General features: G+C 70.3%; 15 protein-coding genes. 3 read left to right on the forward strand and 12 right to left on the reverse strand.

The genetic code is table 11. The features are described from left to right. Nucleotides 1-137 precede the first annotated feature (137 nt). From ACZ3UD_RS16750 to arc, 8 genes are all read right to left on the reverse strand, one after another. Entirely contained in the window at nucleotides 138-1,454 is a 1,317-nt protein-coding gene (locus ACZ3UD_RS16750) for an FKBP-type peptidyl-prolyl cis-trans isomerase (protein ID WP_465587288.1), read from the reverse strand. A gap of 216 nt (nucleotides 1,455-1,670) precedes the next feature. Continuing rightward, nucleotides 1,671-2,660, reverse strand: a complete 990-nt coding sequence (locus tag ACZ3UD_RS16755) for an FKBP-type peptidyl-prolyl cis-trans isomerase (protein WP_465587291.1) — start codon at nucleotides 2,658-2,660, stop codon at nucleotides 1,671-1,673. Nucleotides 2,661-2,798: 138 nt separating this feature from the next. Then, on the reverse strand, nucleotides 2,799-4,160 hold the full coding sequence (gene pafA / locus ACZ3UD_RS16760) for a Pup--protein ligase (RefSeq protein WP_465587294.1): 1,362 nt from the start codon (nucleotides 4,158-4,160) through the stop codon (nucleotides 2,799-2,801). A 303-nt stretch (nucleotides 4,161-4,463) separates the two neighbouring features. After that, a complete protein-coding gene (gene prcA / locus ACZ3UD_RS16765; RefSeq protein ID WP_465587297.1) occupies nucleotides 4,464-5,225 on the reverse strand; it encodes a proteasome subunit alpha in 762 nt (253 codons plus the stop codon). 31 nt (nucleotides 5,226-5,256) lie between these two features. After that, nucleotides 5,257-6,099 (reverse strand): proteasome subunit beta, encoded by an 843-nt coding sequence (gene prcB / locus ACZ3UD_RS16770; protein WP_465587300.1) that lies wholly within the window; start codon nucleotides 6,097-6,099, stop codon nucleotides 5,257-5,259. Nucleotides 6,100-6,260: 161 nt separating this feature from the next. Then, complete coding sequence (locus tag ACZ3UD_RS16775; protein WP_031069167.1) at nucleotides 6,261-6,479, reverse strand: ubiquitin-like protein Pup; 219 nt, start codon at nucleotides 6,477-6,479, stop codon at nucleotides 6,261-6,263. A 183-nt stretch (nucleotides 6,480-6,662) separates the two neighbouring features. Further along, the gene (gene dop, locus ACZ3UD_RS16780; protein ID WP_465587304.1) at nucleotides 6,663-8,174 is read right to left on the reverse strand and encodes a depupylase/deamidase Dop; all 1,512 of its coding nucleotides are present in this window, start codon (nucleotides 8,172-8,174) and stop codon (nucleotides 6,663-6,665) included. Between the two features lie 228 nt (nucleotides 8,175-8,402). Continuing rightward, a complete protein-coding gene (gene arc / locus ACZ3UD_RS16785) occupies nucleotides 8,403-10,169 on the reverse strand; it encodes a proteasome ATPase (RefSeq protein WP_465587307.1) in 1,767 nt (588 codons plus the stop codon). Between the two features lie 285 nt (nucleotides 10,170-10,454). Between arc and ACZ3UD_RS16790 the strand changes: the two genes are divergently transcribed. After that, entirely contained in the window at nucleotides 10,455-10,757 is a 303-nt protein-coding gene (locus tag ACZ3UD_RS16790; RefSeq protein ID WP_465587310.1) for a ferredoxin, read from the forward strand. A 65-nt stretch (nucleotides 10,758-10,822) separates the two neighbouring features. On the opposite strand, the gene ACZ3UD_RS16795 is transcribed toward ACZ3UD_RS16790, so the two are convergent. From ACZ3UD_RS16795 to ACZ3UD_RS16805, 3 genes are all read right to left on the reverse strand, one after another. Next, nucleotides 10,823-11,485, reverse strand: a complete 663-nt coding sequence (locus ACZ3UD_RS16795) for a hypothetical protein (protein WP_465587313.1) — start codon at nucleotides 11,483-11,485, stop codon at nucleotides 10,823-10,825. A gap of 335 nt (nucleotides 11,486-11,820) precedes the next feature. Next, complete coding sequence (locus tag ACZ3UD_RS16800; protein WP_465587316.1) at nucleotides 11,821-12,780, reverse strand: tRNA (adenine-N1)-methyltransferase; 960 nt, start codon at nucleotides 12,778-12,780, stop codon at nucleotides 11,821-11,823. Between the two features lie 61 nt (nucleotides 12,781-12,841). Next, nucleotides 12,842-14,053 carry a site-2 protease family protein gene (locus ACZ3UD_RS16805; RefSeq protein ID WP_465587319.1) on the reverse strand — a complete coding sequence of 404 codons (1,212 nt, stop codon included), beginning with the start codon at nucleotides 14,051-14,053 and terminating at the stop codon, nucleotides 12,842-12,844. Between the two features lie 190 nt (nucleotides 14,054-14,243). Between ACZ3UD_RS16805 and ACZ3UD_RS16810 the strand changes: the two genes are divergently transcribed. Further along, nucleotides 14,244-15,152: a RecB family exonuclease gene (locus ACZ3UD_RS16810; protein ID WP_465587322.1), complete on the forward strand. Its 909-nt coding sequence runs from the start codon at nucleotides 14,244-14,246 to the stop codon at nucleotides 15,150-15,152. Next, nucleotides 15,152-15,823 carry a response regulator gene (locus tag ACZ3UD_RS16815; protein ID WP_465587325.1) on the forward strand — a complete coding sequence of 224 codons (672 nt, stop codon included), beginning with the start codon at nucleotides 15,152-15,154 and terminating at the stop codon, nucleotides 15,821-15,823. Before ACZ3UD_RS16810 ends, ACZ3UD_RS16815 begins: the two co-directional genes overlap by 1 nt. Before the next feature lie 107 nt (nucleotides 15,824-15,930). Here ACZ3UD_RS16815 and ACZ3UD_RS16820 read toward each other — a convergent pair whose 3' ends face one another. Next, a complete protein-coding gene (locus ACZ3UD_RS16820; protein WP_465587329.1) occupies nucleotides 15,931-17,547 on the reverse strand; it encodes an ABC transporter substrate-binding protein in 1,617 nt (538 codons plus the stop codon). Between the last annotated feature and the right edge of the window lie 258 nt (nucleotides 17,548-17,805).

The raw sequence follows: 17,805 nt of genomic DNA on the forward strand, positions 1-17,805 counted from the left end.
AGCGGCGGGCACCCGCACCCGGTCCGCCCTGACGTCAGTCCTGGCGGACCACAGTACGGGCGCCCGCCGCCCGTAGGGCTCCGGCCACGCGGCCGGACCCGAAGGTCACACGTCCTCTATTGTCACCCGAAAGTGGATCAGCCCTGACCGGCGTCCAGAATGTCCACCACGAAGACCAGGGTCGCACCGGGCGGGATGTCGCCCTGGCCCTTGTCCCCGTAGCCCAGCGAGGCCGGGATCACCAGCTCGACCCGGCTGCCGACGGTCTGGCCCACCAGCCCCTGGTCCCAGCCCTGGATGACCTGGCCGCCACCGACCGGGAAGGAGAACGCCTGGCCCTTGCTGAGCGAGGAGTCGAAGACCTTGCCGTCCTTGGCCAGCGCGCCGGTGTACTGGACGACGACCTTCTCGCCCTTCTCCACCGCCGGCCCGGTGCCCTTGATCAGGACGTGGGTCTTCAGCTCGGTCGGGTCCTTGGCGCCCGCCACCGGGGTGATGTCGGCCGGCTTCTTGCCGTTGTCCTTGACCTGCGGGAAGTCCGCCGGCGGCGGGGTGACGGTACCGCTCACCACGGCGTCGGGCGCGTTGCTGTTGCGGATGTCGATCACGAAGATCAGGTCGTCCTTGGCGCCGATCGACATGTCCGGCTTGCCCTGCGAGCCGAAGGCGGCGGCCGGCGGGGCCACCACCAGCAGCCGGCTGCCGGCCTTCTTCCCGACCACGGCCTGGTCCAGCGCCGGGATCAGCGCGTCGGTGCCGGCCTGGAAGATCTGCGGCTTGCCGTTGTTGTCGTACGAGCTCGGGATGTCCTTGCCGGTGTTCCAGTCCTTGGCGGTGTAGTCCACCGAGGTCCAGGAGTTCTTGTCCACCTTGGGGCCGTTGCCCTCGGACAGCACCTTCACCACGAAGGAGCCGTCGGACTTGTCGCCCGGCACCTGGATGTCGGCCTTCTTGCCGAAGTCACCGGTGACCGTCGGCAGCACCTTGGCGCTGTCCTTGATCGGCGGCACCGGCTCGGCGCTCGGCGTGGGCGGCGCGGTCGTGGCCGCGTCCGGCTTGGCGGCCGAGGCGCTGTCCTTGGAGTCGTCCTTGTTCACCAGGTAGAGCGTGATGCCGCTGCCGACCAGCAGCACGGCCAGCACCGTGCCGAGGATCACGCCCAGCTTGCCCACGCTCGGCGGGTTCTCGTCGTACCCGGCCTCCGAGCTGTCGGCCTTGCGCACGTTGCTGGCGAAGATCTGCGGGGCGTCGTCCGTCGTGGTGCCACCCGCGGCGCGCGGCTTCTCGCCGGGCTGCGCCCAGCCGGCCTGCTGCGCCAGGATCGCCGGGGGAACGACGATCGACTCGCGATCCCCGGCAACCGGGCCGCCGGGACGAGAGGCGGCCGGGTCACCCGCGGAGCTGTCGTTCGCCGCGGTGCCGGCCCCGCCCGGGCTCGGCGTCTTCTCAGTCATGACTCCCCATCCATCTCGCCACGAGGTCTTCCAGGTCTGCGCCCGGCGTGCTGACCGCCGGCCTGCCGCCGCACCGCCCGCCCCGGACCTCGGCACCGGGCGGCGCCTGCCACAGTGCGAGGGCAGTATGACAGCTCAGGATGAGGGCGGACGCTTCGTTGTACGAGCGTCCGCCCAAGCGTACGGAATCCTGCGGGTGACTTCCTAGAGCGCCCGCTAGACGGCTTCCAGGATGTCGACCACGAAGACCAGCGTGGAGTTCGCCGGCACCGCGCCCTGCGCCTGGTCCTTGTACCCGAGCGCCGGCGGCACCACCAGCTGGATCCGGCTGCCCACGTTCTGCCCGACCAGGCCCTTGTCCCAGCCCTCGATCACGCTGCCGGTGCCGATCTGCACCGCCTGCGCGCCACCGTGCGTCCAGGAGGCGTCGAACTGCTGCCCGTTGCTCCACAGCACCCCGGTGTACTGCACCACCAGGGTCTGCCCGGTCTTGACCTGCTTGCCCTCGCCCTTGATCAGCACCGACTGCTGCAGGTCGGTGGGCGCGGCCTGCCCGGCCGGGATGGTGATCGTCACCGGCGCCTTGCCGTTGTCCTTGACCTGCGGCAGTGTCGCGGCGGGCTCGGTCATGTTCCCGGACAGGGTCGCGTCCTGCGGCAGGCTCTCGACGATGTCCAGCACGAACACCACGGTGTCCCCCGCGCCCACGCCCAGCTGGCCGGAGCCCTTGTCCGCGAAGGCCGCCGCCGGCGGGGCCACCACCAGCAGCCGGGTGCCCACCTTCTTGCCGATCACGCTCTGGTCCAGCGCCGGCACCAGCTGCCCGCTGCCGGCCTGGTAGAGCTGCGGCTTGCCGTTGTCGTCGTACGAACTGGGCAGGTCCTTGCCGGTGGTCCAGTCCTTCGCCGAGTAGTTGACGGTCACCCAGTCGCCCTTGTTGACCGTCGACCGATCGCCCTCGACCACCGTGTTCACCACGAACTGGCCGCTCGGCTGCTGGCCCTCGGGGATGGTGATGGCGGCCTTGCTGCCGAAGCCGCCACCCGAAAGAGTGGGCATCGGTGAGGCCTCGGAGACCGGCGTGGGCACCGTCGGCGCGGCCGTCGCGGTGGACGGCGTCGCCGGGCCGGCCGCCTTGGTCGAGCTGCTGCAGGCGACCGCGAGCAGCAGCGGCAGGGTGAGAAGCAAACCGGCGGTGCGGCGCACGGTGGTCCTAACTGTCGATCGAAGTCGGCTCTCGTGACTCGACGGACAGCGTATGCCCGGCACGCGTCCGGCCCCGGTAGACACCACCGGGGCCGGACACGCCATCGTGGTCATGGCGCCTTGATCACGTTCGGGGCTCTACATCCCCGCGATCAGCTTCTCCACCCGCTCGTCCACCGAACGGAACGGGTCCTTGCACAGCACCGTGCGCTGCGCCTGGTCGTTCAGCTTCAGGTGCACCCAGTCCACCGTGAAGTCCCGGCGCTGCTCCTGCGCCCGGCGGATGAAGTCCCCGCGCAGCCGGGCCCGGGTGGTCTGCGGCGGGATCGACTTGGCCTCGAAGGTCTTGAGGTCGGTGGTCACCCGCTGCGCCTGGCCCTTGCCCTGGAGCAGGTAGAACAGGCCGCGGCGGCGGTGGATGTCGTGGTACGCGAGGTCGATCTGAGCCACCCGCGGGTTGGACATGCTCATCTGGTGCTTCTCGCGGTAGCGCTCGATGAGCTTGTACTTGATGATCCAGTCGATCTCGGTGGCCACCCCGTCGAGCCGCTCGGTGCGCACGGCCTCCAGGGTGCGGCCCCACAGGTCGAGCACCCGGGCGATGGTGCCGGTGTTGATCCCCTTGCGGTCGGCGAACTCCAGGGCCTTGGAGTAGTACTCCTCCTGGATGTCCAGCGCGCTGGCCTCGCGGCCGTTGGCCAGGCGCACCTGGTGGGTGCCGGTGAGGTCGTGGCTGACCTCGCGGATCGCCCGGATCGGGTTCTCCAGGGTGAGGTCGCGCATCACCACGCCGGCCTCGATCAGCCGCAGGACCAGGTCGGTGGCGCCGACCTTGAGCAGCGTGGTGGTCTCGGACATGTTGGAGTCGCCGACGATCACGTGCAGCCGGCGGTAGCGCTCGGCGTCCGCATGTGGCTCGTCCCGGGTGTTGATGATCGGACGGGAGCGGGTGGTCGCCGAGCTGACGCCCTCCCAGATGTGCTCGGCCCGCTGGCTGACGCAGTACACCGCGCCGCGCGGGGTCTGCAGCACCTTGCCCGCGCCGCAGATCAGCTGGCGGGTCACCAGGAACGGGATCAGCACGTCGGCCAGCCGGGAGAACTCGCCGTGCCGGGCCACCAGGTAGTTCTCGTGGCAGCCGTAGGAGTTGCCGGCCGAGTCGGTGTTGTTCTTGAAGAGGTAGACGTCCCCCGCGATGCCCTCCTCGTGCAGCCGCCGCTCGGCGTCCACCAGGAGTCCTTCGAGGATGCGCTCGCCCGCCTTGTCGTGCGTCACCAGCTCGACCACGTCGTCGCACTCGGGGGTGGCGTACTCGGGGTGGGAGCCGACGTCGAGGTAGAGCCGGGCGCCGTTGCGCAGGAAGACGTTGCTGCTGCGGCCCCAGGAGACGACCCGGCGGAACAGGTACCGCGCCACCTCGTCCGGCGACAGCCGTCGCTGCCCGCGGAACGTGCAGGTCACACCGTACTCGTTCTCCAGCCCGAAAATCCGGCGGTCCATGAGCACCTTCTTTCGAGGAATCCACCGACCTCAGCCAGTGGTCGAATCGAATCCTGAAACTGGCATCGCGGAGCGACACAGCGTCGTGGCCTGATCACCTGCCGCCAGGCAGCGGGCAGGGCTTGTCCGGGGCCAGCTGTCAGGCCGGCTTGAAGCTCCACGGCTCTAGCCGTTGGGGAGGAGTCACGAGCACTCCTATCTGGTCCGGCGTTCTCTCGACCTCCGCGAGGTCGCGCAGGCCACCGCAGGGGATCGGGGCCCTGTAGGACGGCGGGCAGCGCTGTCCTACAGGACCCCGCCGTACTACTCGTCAGACGGCGGGGTGGCCGCCGGGTGCTCCTCGTCGTCCGCCTCGGCGGACTGGTCCCCGTCGAGCAGCCGGCCGAGCTGGTTGCCCAGGATCCGCTTGAACTTGCGCTGCTGGAACCGCTGGCGGTCGAGGACCGCGACCTCCAGCTGCTCCGGGGTGAGGGTGCGCGGGCTGCCGCCGTTGGGGTCGCGGGCGAGCGAGTCCACGGCCACCTTCACCGCCTCGGTCAGGCTCAGGCCGACGCGGTGGCGCTGGCCCAGGTAGTTGCCGATCGAGTCGGCGTTGCCGCCGACCACGACGTAGTTCTTCTCGTCGACGACCGAGCCGTCCGGGGTGAGTCGGTAGATCTGGTCGTTGTCGGCGGTGCGGCCGACCTCGGCCACGATCAGCTCGACCTCGTACGGCTTCTCGCCGACCGAGGAGAAGATGGTGCCCAGGGTCTGGGCGTACACGTTGGCGAGGCCCCGGGCGGTGACGTCGGCCCGGTCGTAGGAATAGCCGCGCAGGTCGGCGTAGCGGACGCCGCCGATGCGCAGGTTCTCGAACTCGTTGTAGCGGCCGACCGCCGCGAAGGCGATCTTGTCGTAGATCTCGGAGACCTTGTGGAGGGCCCTGGAGGTGTTCTCCGCGACGAAGACGATGCCGTCGGCGTAGGTGAGCACGACCACGCTGCGGCCGCGCGCGATGCCCTTGCGGGCGTACTCCGCGCGGTCCGCCATGGCCTGCTGGGGCGAGACGTAGAACGGTGTCGACACCGGCGGTCGTCCCTTTCCTGTGAGGTGATGGCTAGATCAGCGGGGCCTGCGGGCCGTTGGGGCGGGTCAGGCGCTCATCGGTGATGGCGACGACGATCTGCGCGACCTCCGCGTCGGTGAGCCGGCGGAAGCCGTCCTCGGTGATCAGCGAGACGATCGGGAAGATCTTCCGCGCCAGGTCCGGGCCGCCGGTGGCGGAGTCGTCGTCCGCCGCGTCGTAGAGCGCCTGGACGACCAGGGTGACGGCCTGGTCGGCCGTCAGGTCGTCGCGGTAGAGCTTCTTCATCGAGCCGCGGGCGAAGACCGAACCCGAGCCGGTGGCGGCGAAGCCGCGCTCCTCGGAACGCCCGCCGGTGACGTCGTAGTTGAAGATCCGGCCGCGGCCGCGGTCCAGGTCGTAGCCCGCGAACAGCGGCACGACCGCGAGGCCCTGCATCGCCATGCCCAGGTTGCCCCGGATCATGGTGGTGAGCCGGTTGGCCTTGCCCTCCAGGGAGAGCGTGGCGCCCTCGATCTTCTCGTAGTGCTCCAGCTCCAGCTGGAACAGCCGGACCATCTCGACCGCGAGGCCGGCGGTGCCCGCGATGCCGACCGCGCTGTACTCGTCGGCCGGGAACACCTTCTCGATGTCGCGCTGGGCGATGACGTTGCCCATGGTCGCCCGGCGGTCACCGGCGATCACCACACCGCCGTCGAAGATCGCGGCCACGATCGTGGTCCCGTGCGGCGCCTCGACCACGGCGCCCTCGGGGAGCCCGGCCCGGCCGGGGAGCAGCTCCGGCTTGTGCTCGGCGAGGAAGTCGAGGAACGAGGATGACCCCGGGGTCAGGAAGGCAGCCGGTAGACGCCCGGTGCCACGAGTGTTGGCTTCCACACGATTCCTTCCAGGTAGCTTGAAGCGCGCATTGCCCGCACCCTACCCGCCGACGATCACTGTCCACGCCTGGAGGGGCCGGTGCCGGGCGGCCGGGCGGCCGGTGCCGCCCGGCCGCCCAGGACGGTCGCGACCGTGAATTCCCGAATACCGGGGACGGGCTATTGCCCACCCTTCTGGACAAAACCCCTCACGAAATCTTCCGCGTTCGACTCCAAGACTTCGTCGATTTCGTCCAGCACCGCGTCGACGTCGTCGCTCAGCTTTTCCTGGCGCTCCTTGAGGTCGTCGGAATTCTGGGTTTCCGCGGCCTGCTCCTCGACCTCCTCGGAGGAGCGGTTTGCCCGCTGCTGGCCGCCGCCGGTGTCCTTGCTCGCCATTTCCCTCACCCCGCTCGAATCGTCTGGCACGGTTTGGCCGGTCGGTCGTTGCCGGTTGACACCGACCTTATACACAAGGTGCGGCTGCCGCTCCCGGTTTGCCGGTGACGCTTCCTGTCCAACACCCGCTGCCACCCCGGATGATTCCCATTCGGCGGACGTTCACCCGTGGTGATCGAAAAGTTACCCGCCGGACAGGACGCGGAGCAGGTCCTCCGCCGTGCGGCAGCGGTCCAGCAGCTCCTTGACGTGGTTCCGGGTGCCGCGCAGCGGCTCCAGCGTGGGCACGCGCTGCAGCGAGTCCCGGCCCGGCAGGTCGAAGATCACCGAGTCCCAGGAGGCCGCCGCGACGTGGTCCGCGTACTGCTCCAGGCAGCGCCCGCGGAAGTACGCCCTGGTGTCCTCCGGGGGCTTGGAGACGGCCCGCTCGACCTCCTCCTCGGACACCAGCCGCTCGAACCGGCCGCGGGCCACCAGACGGTTGTAGAGGCCCTTCTCGGGCCGTACGTCGCTGTACTGGAGGTCGACCAGGTGCAGCCGCGGGTTGTCCCACTCCAGGGCGTCCCGGCTGCGGTAGCCCTCCAGGATCTCCCGCTTGGCGATCCAGTCCAGTTGCCGGGAGAGCGACATCGGGTCGCGCTCCAGCCGCCCGAGGACGTCCTCCCAGCGCGTCAGCACGTCCACGGTCTGCTCGTCGGCGTCGGTGCCGAAGCGGTCCTCGACGTACTTGCGGGCCAGTTCGAAGTACTCGAGCTGGAGCTGGACCGCGGTGAGCTTGCGCCCGTTGCGCAGGGTGATCAGGTGCTTGAGCGTCGGGTCGTGGGAGACCCGGTGCAGGGTGCGCACCGGCTGGTCGACGGCGAGGTCGGAGGCGATGAAGGAGTCCTCGATCATCGACAGGACCAGCGAGGTGGTGCCCAGCTTGAGGTAGGTGGAGATCTCGGAGAGGTTGGCGTCCCCGATGATCACGTGCAGCCGGCGGTACTTCTCGGCGTCGGCGTGCGGCTCGTCCCGGGTGTTGATGATCGGCCGCTTGAGGGTGGTCTCCAGGCCGACCTCGACCTCGAAGTAGTCCGCCCGCTGGCTGATCTGGAAGCCGTTCGCCGAGCCGTCCTGGCCGATGCCGACCCGGCCGGCGCCGGTGACCACCTGGCGGGAGACGAAGAACGGGGTGAGGTGGCGGACGATGTCGGCGAACGGCGTCGCCCGCTTCATCAGGTAGTTCTCGTGGGTGCCGTAGGAGGCGCCCTTGTTGTCGGTGTTGTTCTTGTACAGGTGGATGGTCTGCCCGTTGGGCAGTTCCAGCGCGCGCTGCGCGGCGGCCGCCATGATCCGCTCGCCGGCCTTGTCCCACAGCACGGCGTCGCGCGGGTTGGTCACCTCGGGCGAGCTGTACTCGGGGTGCGCGTGGTCCACGTAGAACCGGGCCCCGTTGGTGAGGATCACGTTGGCGAGGCCGATGTCCTCGTCGGTCAGCTGGCTGGCGTCCGCCACCTCGCGCGCGAGGTCGAAGCCCCGCGCGTCGCGCAGCGGGTTCTCCTCCTCGAAGTCCCAGCGGGCCCGCCGTGCCCGGTGCATCGCCGCCGCGTAGGCGTTGACGATCTGGGACGAGGTGAGCATGGCGTTGGCGTTGGGGTGCCCCGGCACGGAGATCCCGTACTCGGTCTCGATGCCCATCACGCGCCGTACGGTCATGCGGCCCTCCTTGCCCGGTGCGCCGCCCCCGACGGACGGAACACGCTGACGTACCGCTGAACAACACCGACGCCGGCGATCTGCCCGCGGACGGTGGGTCGAGCCTAGAACCCGGCGCCGACCGGCGGGCCCCGAGACGCGCCGTCCGGCTGCGGGGCCGCGAGGCGCCACAGCCGGACGGTGTGCGTACAGCTCCGGGGACCGCAGTCGGCCCGGGTAACCGCGTGCTTACAGGTACTGCCCCGTGTTGGCGACAGTGTCGATGGAGCGGCCGGACTCGGCGCCCTGCTTGCCGGTGACCAGCGTGCGGATGAAGACGATCCGCTCGCCCTTCTTGCCGGAGATCCGGGCCCAGTCGTCCGGGTTGGTGGTGTTGGGCAGGTCCTCGTTCTCCTTGAACTCGTCCACGCAGGCGGCGAGCAGGTGGGAGACGCGCAGACCGCGCTGACCGTGGTCGAGGAAGTCCTTGATGGCCATCTTCTTCGCGCGGTCGACGATGTTCTGGATCATCGCGCCGGAGTTGAAGTCCTTGAAGTACAGGACCTCCTTGTCACCGTTGGCGTAGGTGACCTCCAGGAAGCGGTTCTCCTCGGTCTCGGAGTACATCCGCTCCACGACCGACTGGATCATCGCGGCCACCGTGGCCTCGACGGAGCCGTCGTGCTCCTTGAGGTCGTCCGGGTGGAACGGCAGCGAGTCCTTGAGGTACTTGGAGAAGATGTCCTTCGCCGCCTCGGCGTCCGGGCGCTCGATCTTGATCTTGACGTCCAGGCGGCCGGGCCGCAGGATCGCCGGGTCGATCATGTCCTCGCGGTTCGAGGCGCCGATGACGATGACGTTCTCCAGGCCCTCCACGCCGTCGATCTCGGCGAGCAGCTGCGGGACGATGGTGTTCTCCACGTCCGAGCTGACGCCGGAACCGCGGGTGCGGAACAGCGACTCCATCTCGTCGAAGAAGACGATGACGGGCGTGCCCTCGCCCGCCTTCTCCCGGGCCCGCTGGAAGACCAGGCGGATCTGCCGCTCGGTCTCGCCCACGTACTTGTTGAGCAGCTCGGGGCCCTTGATGTTGAGGAAGTAGCTCTTCCCCTGGGGGCGGCCGGTGACCTCGGCGACCTTCTTGGCCAGCGAGTTGGCGACCGCCTTGGCGATCAGCGTCTTGCCGCAGCCGGGCGGGCCGTAGAGCAGCACGCCCTTGGGCGGGCGCAGCTCGTACTCCTTGAAGAGGTCGGCGTGCAGGTAGGGCAGCTCGACCGCGTCGCGGATCAGCTCGATCTGGTTGCTCAGGCCGCCGATCTGGCGGTAGTCGATGTCCGGGACCTCTTCGAGGACCAGCTCCTCGACCTCGGCCTTCGGCACGACCTCGTACACGTAGCCGGAGCGGGGCTCCAGCAGCAGGGCGTCCCCCGCCCGGACGGTGGTCCCCCGCAGCGGTTCCGCGAGGCGCACCACGCGCTCCTCGTCGGTGTGGCCGAGGACCAGGGCCCGCTCGCCGTCCTCGAGGACCTCCTTGAGGGTGACGATCTCGCCGATGCGCTCGAAGGCCATCGCGTCCACGATGTTGAGGGCCTCGTTGAGCATCACTTCCTGGCCGCGCCGCAGCTCGTCCAGGGCGACGTTCGGGCTGACGTTGACACGGAGCTTGCGCCCGCCGGTGAAGATGTCGGCGGTGCCGTCCTCGTTCGCTTCGAGGAAGGTGCCGAAGCCGGCCGGGGGCTGTGCCAGCCGGTCCACTTCCTCCTTGAGGGCCACGATCTGGTCGCGGGCCTCGCGCAGGGTGGAGGCGAGCCGTTCGTTCTGGGCGGTCACGCCGGCCAGGTTGGTCTGGAGCTCGACGATCCGCTCTTCGAGGATTCTCGAATTGCGCGGCGAGTCGGCGAGCTTGCGGCGCAGCACGGCGATTTCCTGCTCAAGGTACGAGACCTGAGCGGCCTCGTCGGAACCACGAGCGGGCCTGCCGGTGTTGCGGTTGTAGTCGTCATCGTGGGCTGCCACGGTCCTCACCTCCTCCGGGGAGCTGGACGCTTCCAGACCCTACCTGGGACCAGGGGTCCGTAAACCCCTAGATCAAGAAAGATGGAACGGGCGTGTCCGATCTTCGCCCCAGCGTGCTTCCCCTCTGCTAAGGGGATACCCACCGCGCACCTCTCAAAGCAGGCCAGATGTATCGTCGAGCGAAGTGATATCCGATCGCGACCACAGTGCTGGGTCCGATCGTTGTACGAATGGCGGGATTGCTCCAGGAATAGGGGCGACCCGGGACAGAAACGGCAGGGGACCATGTCGGTGACCGAGCAGACGGCGGCGGCCGAGGAGCTGGAGGTGTGGATCGACCAGGATCTGTGCACCGGCGACGGCATCTGCGCCCAGTACGCACCCGAGGTCTTCGAGCTGGACATCGACGGACTGGCGTACGTGAAGGGCCCGGAGGACGAGTTGCGCCAGCAGCCCGGGGAGACCGCCCCGGTGCCGCTGACGCTCCTTCAGGACGTGGTGGACTCGGCGAAGGAGTGCCCCGGCGACTGCATCCACGTGCGCCGGGTCGCCGACCGGGTCGAGGTGTACGGCCCGGACGCGGAGTGAGTCGCTGGGCCGTGTCCGACGATTAGCGGCCGGCGGGAATTGTCAGACAGGCCTCGGGCCGGGCCTCAGGTCCGGCTGACCGGGGCGGCGGACTGGGTGCGTTCCCATCCGCCGCCCTTGCGCGTCCAGGTGAGGTCGAGTGAGATGTCGGGCCGGAAGCGCGGCACGTCCTCGCTCGAATACCCCTGCGCGTGGCCGGTGATGGCGCCGTCGGAGCGCACCGCGAGCCGGCTCAGGGTGAGGTTCTCTCGCTCGGTCAGCAGGGTGGCGACCACCGTCGGGCGCTCGTCGGCGCCGAAGCCGAGCAGGTAGACGGAGTCCGGCGGGGTGCCGGTGTCGGTGGCGCAGTGCGCGGCGACGACCGTGTCCGGCCGTCCGTCACCGATCTCGGCGGGCACGCTGAGCACCGTCTCGACCGGGAACGGGCCGCAGTCCATCGGCAGTTGGGCCTTGGCCGGGTCGGGGGCGGCGCTCGCGGCGAGGGCCTCGGGGGCGCCGCCGCGCGCGGGCACCGGGGTGCCGGTCGCCGTGGAGGCGGCGAGGGCGGCGGCCACCACCGCGCCGCAGCCGGCCAGGGCGAGGGCCCAGTGCCAGGGGGCGGTGCGCGCGTGCCCGGGCCGGGTGCCGCCCTTCGGTGTCTGCTGTCCAGCCGTCGCCGTCGTCCCGACCGCGGTCTCCACCAGGCGTCCCCTCCAGAGCTCCAGGAGCTGGTCTGCGTGCGCGAGCATCGTCCCACACGGTGCTCACGGACTCCCGGCCGGGGAGCCGAAAGGCGCGCCGGTGCCGAAAGCGATGAGCGACAAGCGAGGAACGAGCGCCGGAGCGAAGAGCGTCGGCGCCGGGTCAGGAGCGCCCGGAGGCGAGCCGACCGCAGCGGGAAGGGGTGGCGCGGTCGGGGAGCCGAAGGCGCGCCGGTGCCGAAAGCGATGAGCGACAAGCGAGGAACGAGCGCCGGAGCGAAGAGCGTCGGCGCCGGGTCAGGAGCGCCCGGAGGCGAGCCGACCGCAGCGGGAAGGGGTGGCGCGGGCTTTACGCTCGCACCACCCCTTCTTCAGGTACGGACTCAGCCCAGGTCGGGCTGCTCGGACTCGACGTCGCGGGCGGCCTTGCGGGCCGCGGCGCGCTCTTGCAGGGTCGGCTCGGGCGCCCCGCTGTCGTAGTCCTCGCCGTAGGCGCCCTTGGCCGGGCGGCGGCGGCGCAGCGGCGGCTCGACGCCGTCCGCCAGGCGGCGGGCGGTGAGCAGGAAGCCGGTGTGGCCGATCATCCGGTGGTCCGGGCGGACGGCCAGGCCCTCCAGGTGCCAGGTGCGGACCATGGTCTCCCAGGCCTGCGGCTCGGTGAAGGTGCCGTGCTCGCGCAGCGCCTCGACGGTCCGGGACATCTGCGTGGTGGTGGCCACGTAGCAGCAGATGAGGCCGCCGGGGACGAGCGCCTTGGAGGCGACGTCGAGGCACTCCCAAGGGGCCAGCATGTCCAGGATGATGCGGTCGACGTCGGTCTCGACCAGGTTGTCCTGGAGGTCGCCGACGGTGAGCTTCCACGCCGGGTGCGGGCCGCCGAAGTAGCGCTCGACATTGCCCTGGGCGATGTCCGCGAAGTCCTGGCGGCGCTCGTAGGAGGCCAGCATGCCCTGCTCGCCGACGGCGCGCAGCAGGTACATGCTGAGCGCGCCGGAGCCGACGCCGGCCTCGACGACGCGGGCGCCGGCGAAGATGTCGGCCATCGCCAGGATCTGCCCCGCGTCCTTGGGGTAGATCACGGCGGCGCCGCGCGGCATGGACAGGACGTAGTCGGGGAGCAGGGGGCGCAGCGCGAGGTACGGGACGTTACCCGTGGTGCGCACGACCGTGCCCTCGGAGGCGCCGATCAGCTCGTCGTGGGGGAACGCACCCTTGTGGGTGTGGAACTGGTTCCCGGCCTGGAGCGTGAACGTGTAGTGGCGACCCTTGGGGTCGGTCAGCTGGACCTGGTCCCCGACCTGGAAGGGCCCGCGTCGGCGGGCGGCACCGGTCGGTTCGGACATGCGGACAATCCTAAGGGAAACGCGCCGTCCTGCCTTACCAGGCCCCGAGCAGGGGTACGGGTCAGCGGCCGGTGACGGCGGCGGTCAGACGCTGCTCGATGTCGGTGAGCGCGGCGACGCCGTACACCCGGCCGTCCGGCTCGACCACCAGGTACTCCCCCGCCGGGGTGGCCCGGATGGCCCGCAGCAGGGCCTCGCCGCGCAGGTCGGCGTCGAGTCGCAGCCCGGGTTCGAGGTCGCGGGCGAGCGGTCCGACGGCCACCCAGGGGCGGCGGTGCTCGGGTACGGCCCGTACCGCGGACTCGCGGACGATGGCGATCGGCTCGCCCCGGCCGTCCACCACGACCACCGCGCCGGCCTGGGCCTCGCGGGCTCGGCGCATCGCCTCACCGAGCGGGGTGTCGGCGGTGACCTCGACGGTCCGGCGGGCGAAGTCGCGCAGCCACAGCTCGGGCAGCACCTCCTTGAGCCGGGCGTTGCGCAGGCTGCCGGTGGCGCCGTTCCAGATGATCGCGGCGAGCACGGCGGCCAGCACCGCGTCCACCAGGGTGTCGGTGGTGGTGCGCTCGGCCCCGCGGGAGGCGCTGACCAGCGGCAGGCCGAACAGCACGGCGATCGCCAGCACCCGGCCGACCCAGGCGGCGGCCACGGTGCCCGTCATCGCCTTCCCGCTGATCGCCCAGACCACGGCACGCAGCATCCGGCCGCCGTCCAGCGGCAGACCGGGCAGCAGGTTGAAGGCGGCGACGACCAGGTTGGAGATCATCAGGCCGGTGAGCAGCACCCCGGGCACGGTGGACAGCTCGACGGCGCGCAGCGCGAGGTAGAAGATCCCGCCGAGGACCAGCGAGAGCAGCGGGCCGACGAAGGCGAGCCAGAACTCGCGCCAGGGGGTCTCGGCCTCGTTCTCGATCTCGGAGACGCCGCCGAAGAACTGCAGCTGGATCCGCCGCACCCCGAGCTTGTAGCGCAGCGCCACCAGGGTGTGGGCCAGCTCGTGCACCAGCACGGAGGCGTAGAAGGCGACCGCGAAGAAGAAGGCCAGCAGGTAGCGGACGCCGCTGCCGAGCTCGGGCAGGACGTCGCCGAGCTGTCCGCCGAACACCCAGGTGATCAGGGCGGCGATGACGAACCAGGAGGGGGTGACGTAGACGGGCACGCCGAAGGGGCGCCCCATCAGGAGGCCGCCGCCGCGCTCCGGTGACCGCCCGCCCGGACGGCCACCGTCCTGCGGTGGCTGGTCGGAGGTCTGCTGCCCCCTGGTGTCGCTCACCGTGTTCCCTTCGGTCGTCCCACCGTCGTGCCCCCGGTGCGCCCACGCTACGTGATCGCGGCCCTCCGGCGCCGCGCGCCCCTCTGTCAGCCTTCATACCCCACTGGACCGGTCCCGGATCGGCCCCGGATCGTCGGTCTGGCAGCACGGTGGCAGCGGGATGACAGCAAAGGGCAATAGGGTCGTAGCCATGCAGCAGACCGACACCAGCAGTGCCGCCGAAGCGCCGGTGCGCCCGGCGGCGCCCCCGACCGGGCTGTCCCCGTCGCGTGCGGGGGACTTCCTCACCTGTCCCCTGCTGTACCGGCTGCGGGTGATCGACCGGCTGCCCGAGCCGCCGAGTGCGGCGGCGACCAGGGGCACGCTGGTGCACGCGGTGCTGGAGCGGCTGTTCGACAGCCCGGCGACCGAGCGGACGCCGGAGCGGGCGATGGGCCTGCTGCGCCCGCAGTGGGAGCGGCTGCTGGGCGAGCGCCCGGAGCTGGGCTCGCTGTTCCCGGACGATCCGGACGGCGCGGCGCTCACCCGCTGGCTGGCGGACGCCGAGAAGCTGGTCGGCCAGTGGTTCCGGCTGGAGGACCCGACCCGGCTGCACCCCGTGGAGCGCGAGCTCTACGTGGAGACGGCCCTGGAGTCGGGGCTGCTGCTGCGCGGCTACATCGACCGGGTGGACGTCGCCCCGACCGGTGAGGTCCGGCTGGTGGACTACAAGACCGGCCGGGCGCCCTCGCGGGACTTCGAGGGCAAGGCGATGTTCCAGATGAAGTTCTACGCGCTGGTGGTGTGGCGCTGGAAGGGTGTGATCCCCAAGCGCCTCCAGCTGGTCTACCTCGGCGGGGGCGGGGACGTGGTCAGCTACGACCCGGACCAGGCCGACCTGCTCGCGGTGGAGCGCAAGCTGCAGGCGTTGTGGGAGCGGATCAGCCACGCGGTGGCCACCGGGGAGTTCCCGGCCACCCGCAACCGCCTCTGCGACTGGTGCGACCACCAGGCCAGCTGCCCGGAGTTCGGCGGCACCCCGCCGCCGTACCCGCTGCCGCTGGCGCGTACATCGGATGAGAGCGATCCCACGGGGGATCCGATGAGCAAGGAGTCCTAGTGACGATCCGAGTGCTGCTGGTCGACGACCAGCCGCTGCTGCGCACCGGTTTCCGGATGATCCTGGAGGCCGAGTCCGACCTGGTGGTGGTCGGGGAGGCCGGCGACGGTCAGCAGGCGCTGGACCAGGTCCGGGCGTTGCAGCCCGACGTGGTGCTGATGGACATCCGGATGCCGCGGATGGACGGCGTCGAGGCGACCCGCCGGATCGCCGGTCCGGGACGGGACGGCCCGGCCAAGGTGCTGGTGCTGACCACCTTCGACCTGGACGAGTACGTGGTGGAGGCGCTGCGCGCGGGCGCCAGCGGCTTCCTGCTGAAGGACGTCCCGGCGGAGGAGCTGGTGCAGGCGATCCGGGTGGTCGCGGACGGCGCGGCGATGCTGGCGCCGAGCATCACCCGCCGGCTGCTGGACATGTACGCCACCAAGCTGCCCTCGGGCGACGATGCGCCGCCGCAGGCGCTGAGCGCGCTGACCGAGCGGGAGTTGGAGGTGCTGAAGCTGGTGGCGCGCGGGCTGTCGAACGCGGAGATCGCGGCCGAGCTGTTCGTCAGCGAGACGACCGTGAAGACCCACGTCGGCCATGTGCTGACCAAGCTGCAGCTGCGCGACCGGGTGCAGGCGGCGGTGTATGCCTACGAGAGCGGGCTGGTGCGGCCCGGCACCCTGTAGCCCTCGGTCGAAGCCGAGGAGAAACGTGACGGCGGCCCGCCCGCTACCCGTCGGTCCGAGGGGTAGCGGGCGGGCCGCCGTCACGTTGTGCGCCGGTCGTCGCAGCGCTACTTGGTGTTGCGGCCGATCTCCCAGAAGCGGAAGACGCCGGTGGTGTCGACGGTGGTCTCGACACCGGTGACGTACGAACGGGCCGCATAGAAGGCCTTGTTCTGGTACAGCGGGATGAGCGGCACGCTTTCGGCGACGGTCTGCTGGATCTGCGCGTAGCCGGCCGAGGCGGCGCTGCGGTCGGCCTGCTTGAGGCCGTCCGGGATCAGCTTCTGGCTGACCCTCGGGTCGTCCCAGCCGGTGTGGAAGACGCCGCCGTCGACCAGCAGCGGGGCGATGTAGTTGTCCGGGTCCGGGTAGTCGGCGAACCAACCGGAGATGTACGCCTGGTACTTGCCCTCGGCCCAGCCCTTCTTGAAGGCGTCCCAGTCCGACTCCTGCTGGACCGTCACCTGGAACAGGCCGCCGGTCTCCAGCTGCTTCTTGAGCGTGTCGGCCTCGGCGCTGCCGGCCCGCGAGCGGGACCAGGTGAGGGTGAGCTTGACCGGGATCTGGACCTTGTTGTCGGTCAGGGCCTTCTTGGCCTTGGCCACGTCCTGGTCGCCCCAGCGGTCGAAGAAGGCGGTGGTGTGGCCGGTGACGCCGGCCGGGACCATCGCGTACAGCGGCTGGACGGTACGGGCGAAGACGTCGCGGGCGAGCGCCTTGCGGTCGAGCAGCGCGGCGGCGGCCTGGCGGACGCCGACGTTGCCCGTCACCGGATCCTTGGTGTTGAACAGCAGCGAGCGGGTGTCGTTGCTGTCGCCCTCGACCACCTGCAGGTCGGTCTTGCCGGACTGCTGGTCCGACTGGATCTGGGCGGCGGTGTTCGGCTCCAGGCTGTTGTCGGTGAGGTCGACGTCGCCCTTGTCCAGCGCGGCCTTGAGGTCGGCGGGCTTGTCGAAGTACCGGACGGTGAACTTGTCGTTCCGCAGCTTGGCGTCGCCGCCGTACTTGTCGTTGGGCACCAGTACGACCTTGCCCAGCTGCTTGCCGCCGTTGTCGCCGGCCATGTTCTCGATCGAGTCGAAGCGGTACGGGCCGGAGCCGATCAGCTTGTCGTTGGCGAGCGCCTTGTCGGCCGGGAAGACCTGGTGGTCGACGATGGCGCCGGCCGGGCCGGCCAGCTTGGCCGGCAGGGTGGCGTCGGGGGTCGACAGGTGGAAGACCACCTCGGTGTCGCCCTTCGTCTCGACGCTCTTGATCGAGGAGAGCAGACCGACCGGGCCGGTCGGGTCGTTGATCTTCTTGGTGCGGTCGATCGAGAACTTCACGTCCTCGGCGGTCAGCGGGTGGCCGTTGGAGAACTTCAGGCCGGACCGCAGGGTGCAGTGGTACTCGCTGGCCTCGCCGCCGGTGAACTCGCAGGACTGCGCGGCGTCCGGGGAGGGCGTGCTGGCGGCCGCCGGGAAGGTCAGCAGCGACTGGAAGGTGTTGCGCAGCAGCAGCCAGGCGCCGGAGTCGTAGGCGGCAGCCGGGTCCAGCACGCCGGTCAGCTGGGAGGTTCCCATGGTGATCGACTTGCTGCCGCTGTCCCCCTTGACGGCGTCGGTGACCGATCCGCAGCCGGCCACCGTCACGGCGACCAGACCGGCGCAGCCGAGTGCTGCCAGGCGTTCAGCTGAAGTCTTCACGGGAGCGTCCTTCTGGGGTGTCGCGAACCCGAGTAGCGTGCCATATCGAACACGCACGACCGATACCCGTGCAGATGACGTTTGGGACACGGTGGTTCGGGGCATCACGGCGCGCCCGACAAGTTGTCAGCCAATGCCCGTTTTCTCCCCGGGCGACCGTGGATGGCGGCCCCGCCGGGACGCCTACCCGCGAGTAAGCGCGGGGCGCAATGAGATGACAATCACACTCAAGTGACGCTCAGTCGAGCCCGCCCGCGC

This window comes from Kitasatospora sp. NPDC023118 (assembly GCF_055560875.1).

Coding starts and splice junctions, on each gene's coding strand:
- ACZ3UD_RS16750 (WP_465587288.1), bottom strand. CDS start 1,454: ATGACTGAGAAGACGCCGAGCCCGGGCGGGGCCGGCACCGCGGCGAAC.
- ACZ3UD_RS16775 (WP_031069167.1), bottom strand. CDS start 6,479: ATGGCGAGCAAGGACACCGGCGGCGGCCAGCAGCGGGCAAACCGCTCC.
- ACZ3UD_RS16810 (WP_465587322.1), top strand. CDS start 14,244: ATGCAGCAGACCGACACCAGCAGTGCCGCCGAAGCGCCGGTGCGCCCG.
- ACZ3UD_RS16790 (WP_465587310.1), top strand. CDS start 10,455: ATGTCGGTGACCGAGCAGACGGCGGCGGCCGAGGAGCTGGAGGTGTGG.
- ACZ3UD_RS16795 (WP_465587313.1), bottom strand. CDS start 11,485: ATGCTCGCGCACGCAGACCAGCTCCTGGAGCTCTGGAGGGGACGCCTG.
- dop (WP_465587304.1), bottom strand. CDS start 8,174: ATGACCGTACGGCGCGTGATGGGCATCGAGACCGAGTACGGGATCTCC.
- pafA (WP_465587294.1), bottom strand. CDS start 4,160: ATGGACCGCCGGATTTTCGGGCTGGAGAACGAGTACGGTGTGACCTGC.
- ACZ3UD_RS16800 (WP_465587316.1), bottom strand. CDS start 12,780: ATGTCCGAACCGACCGGTGCCGCCCGCCGACGCGGGCCCTTCCAGGTC.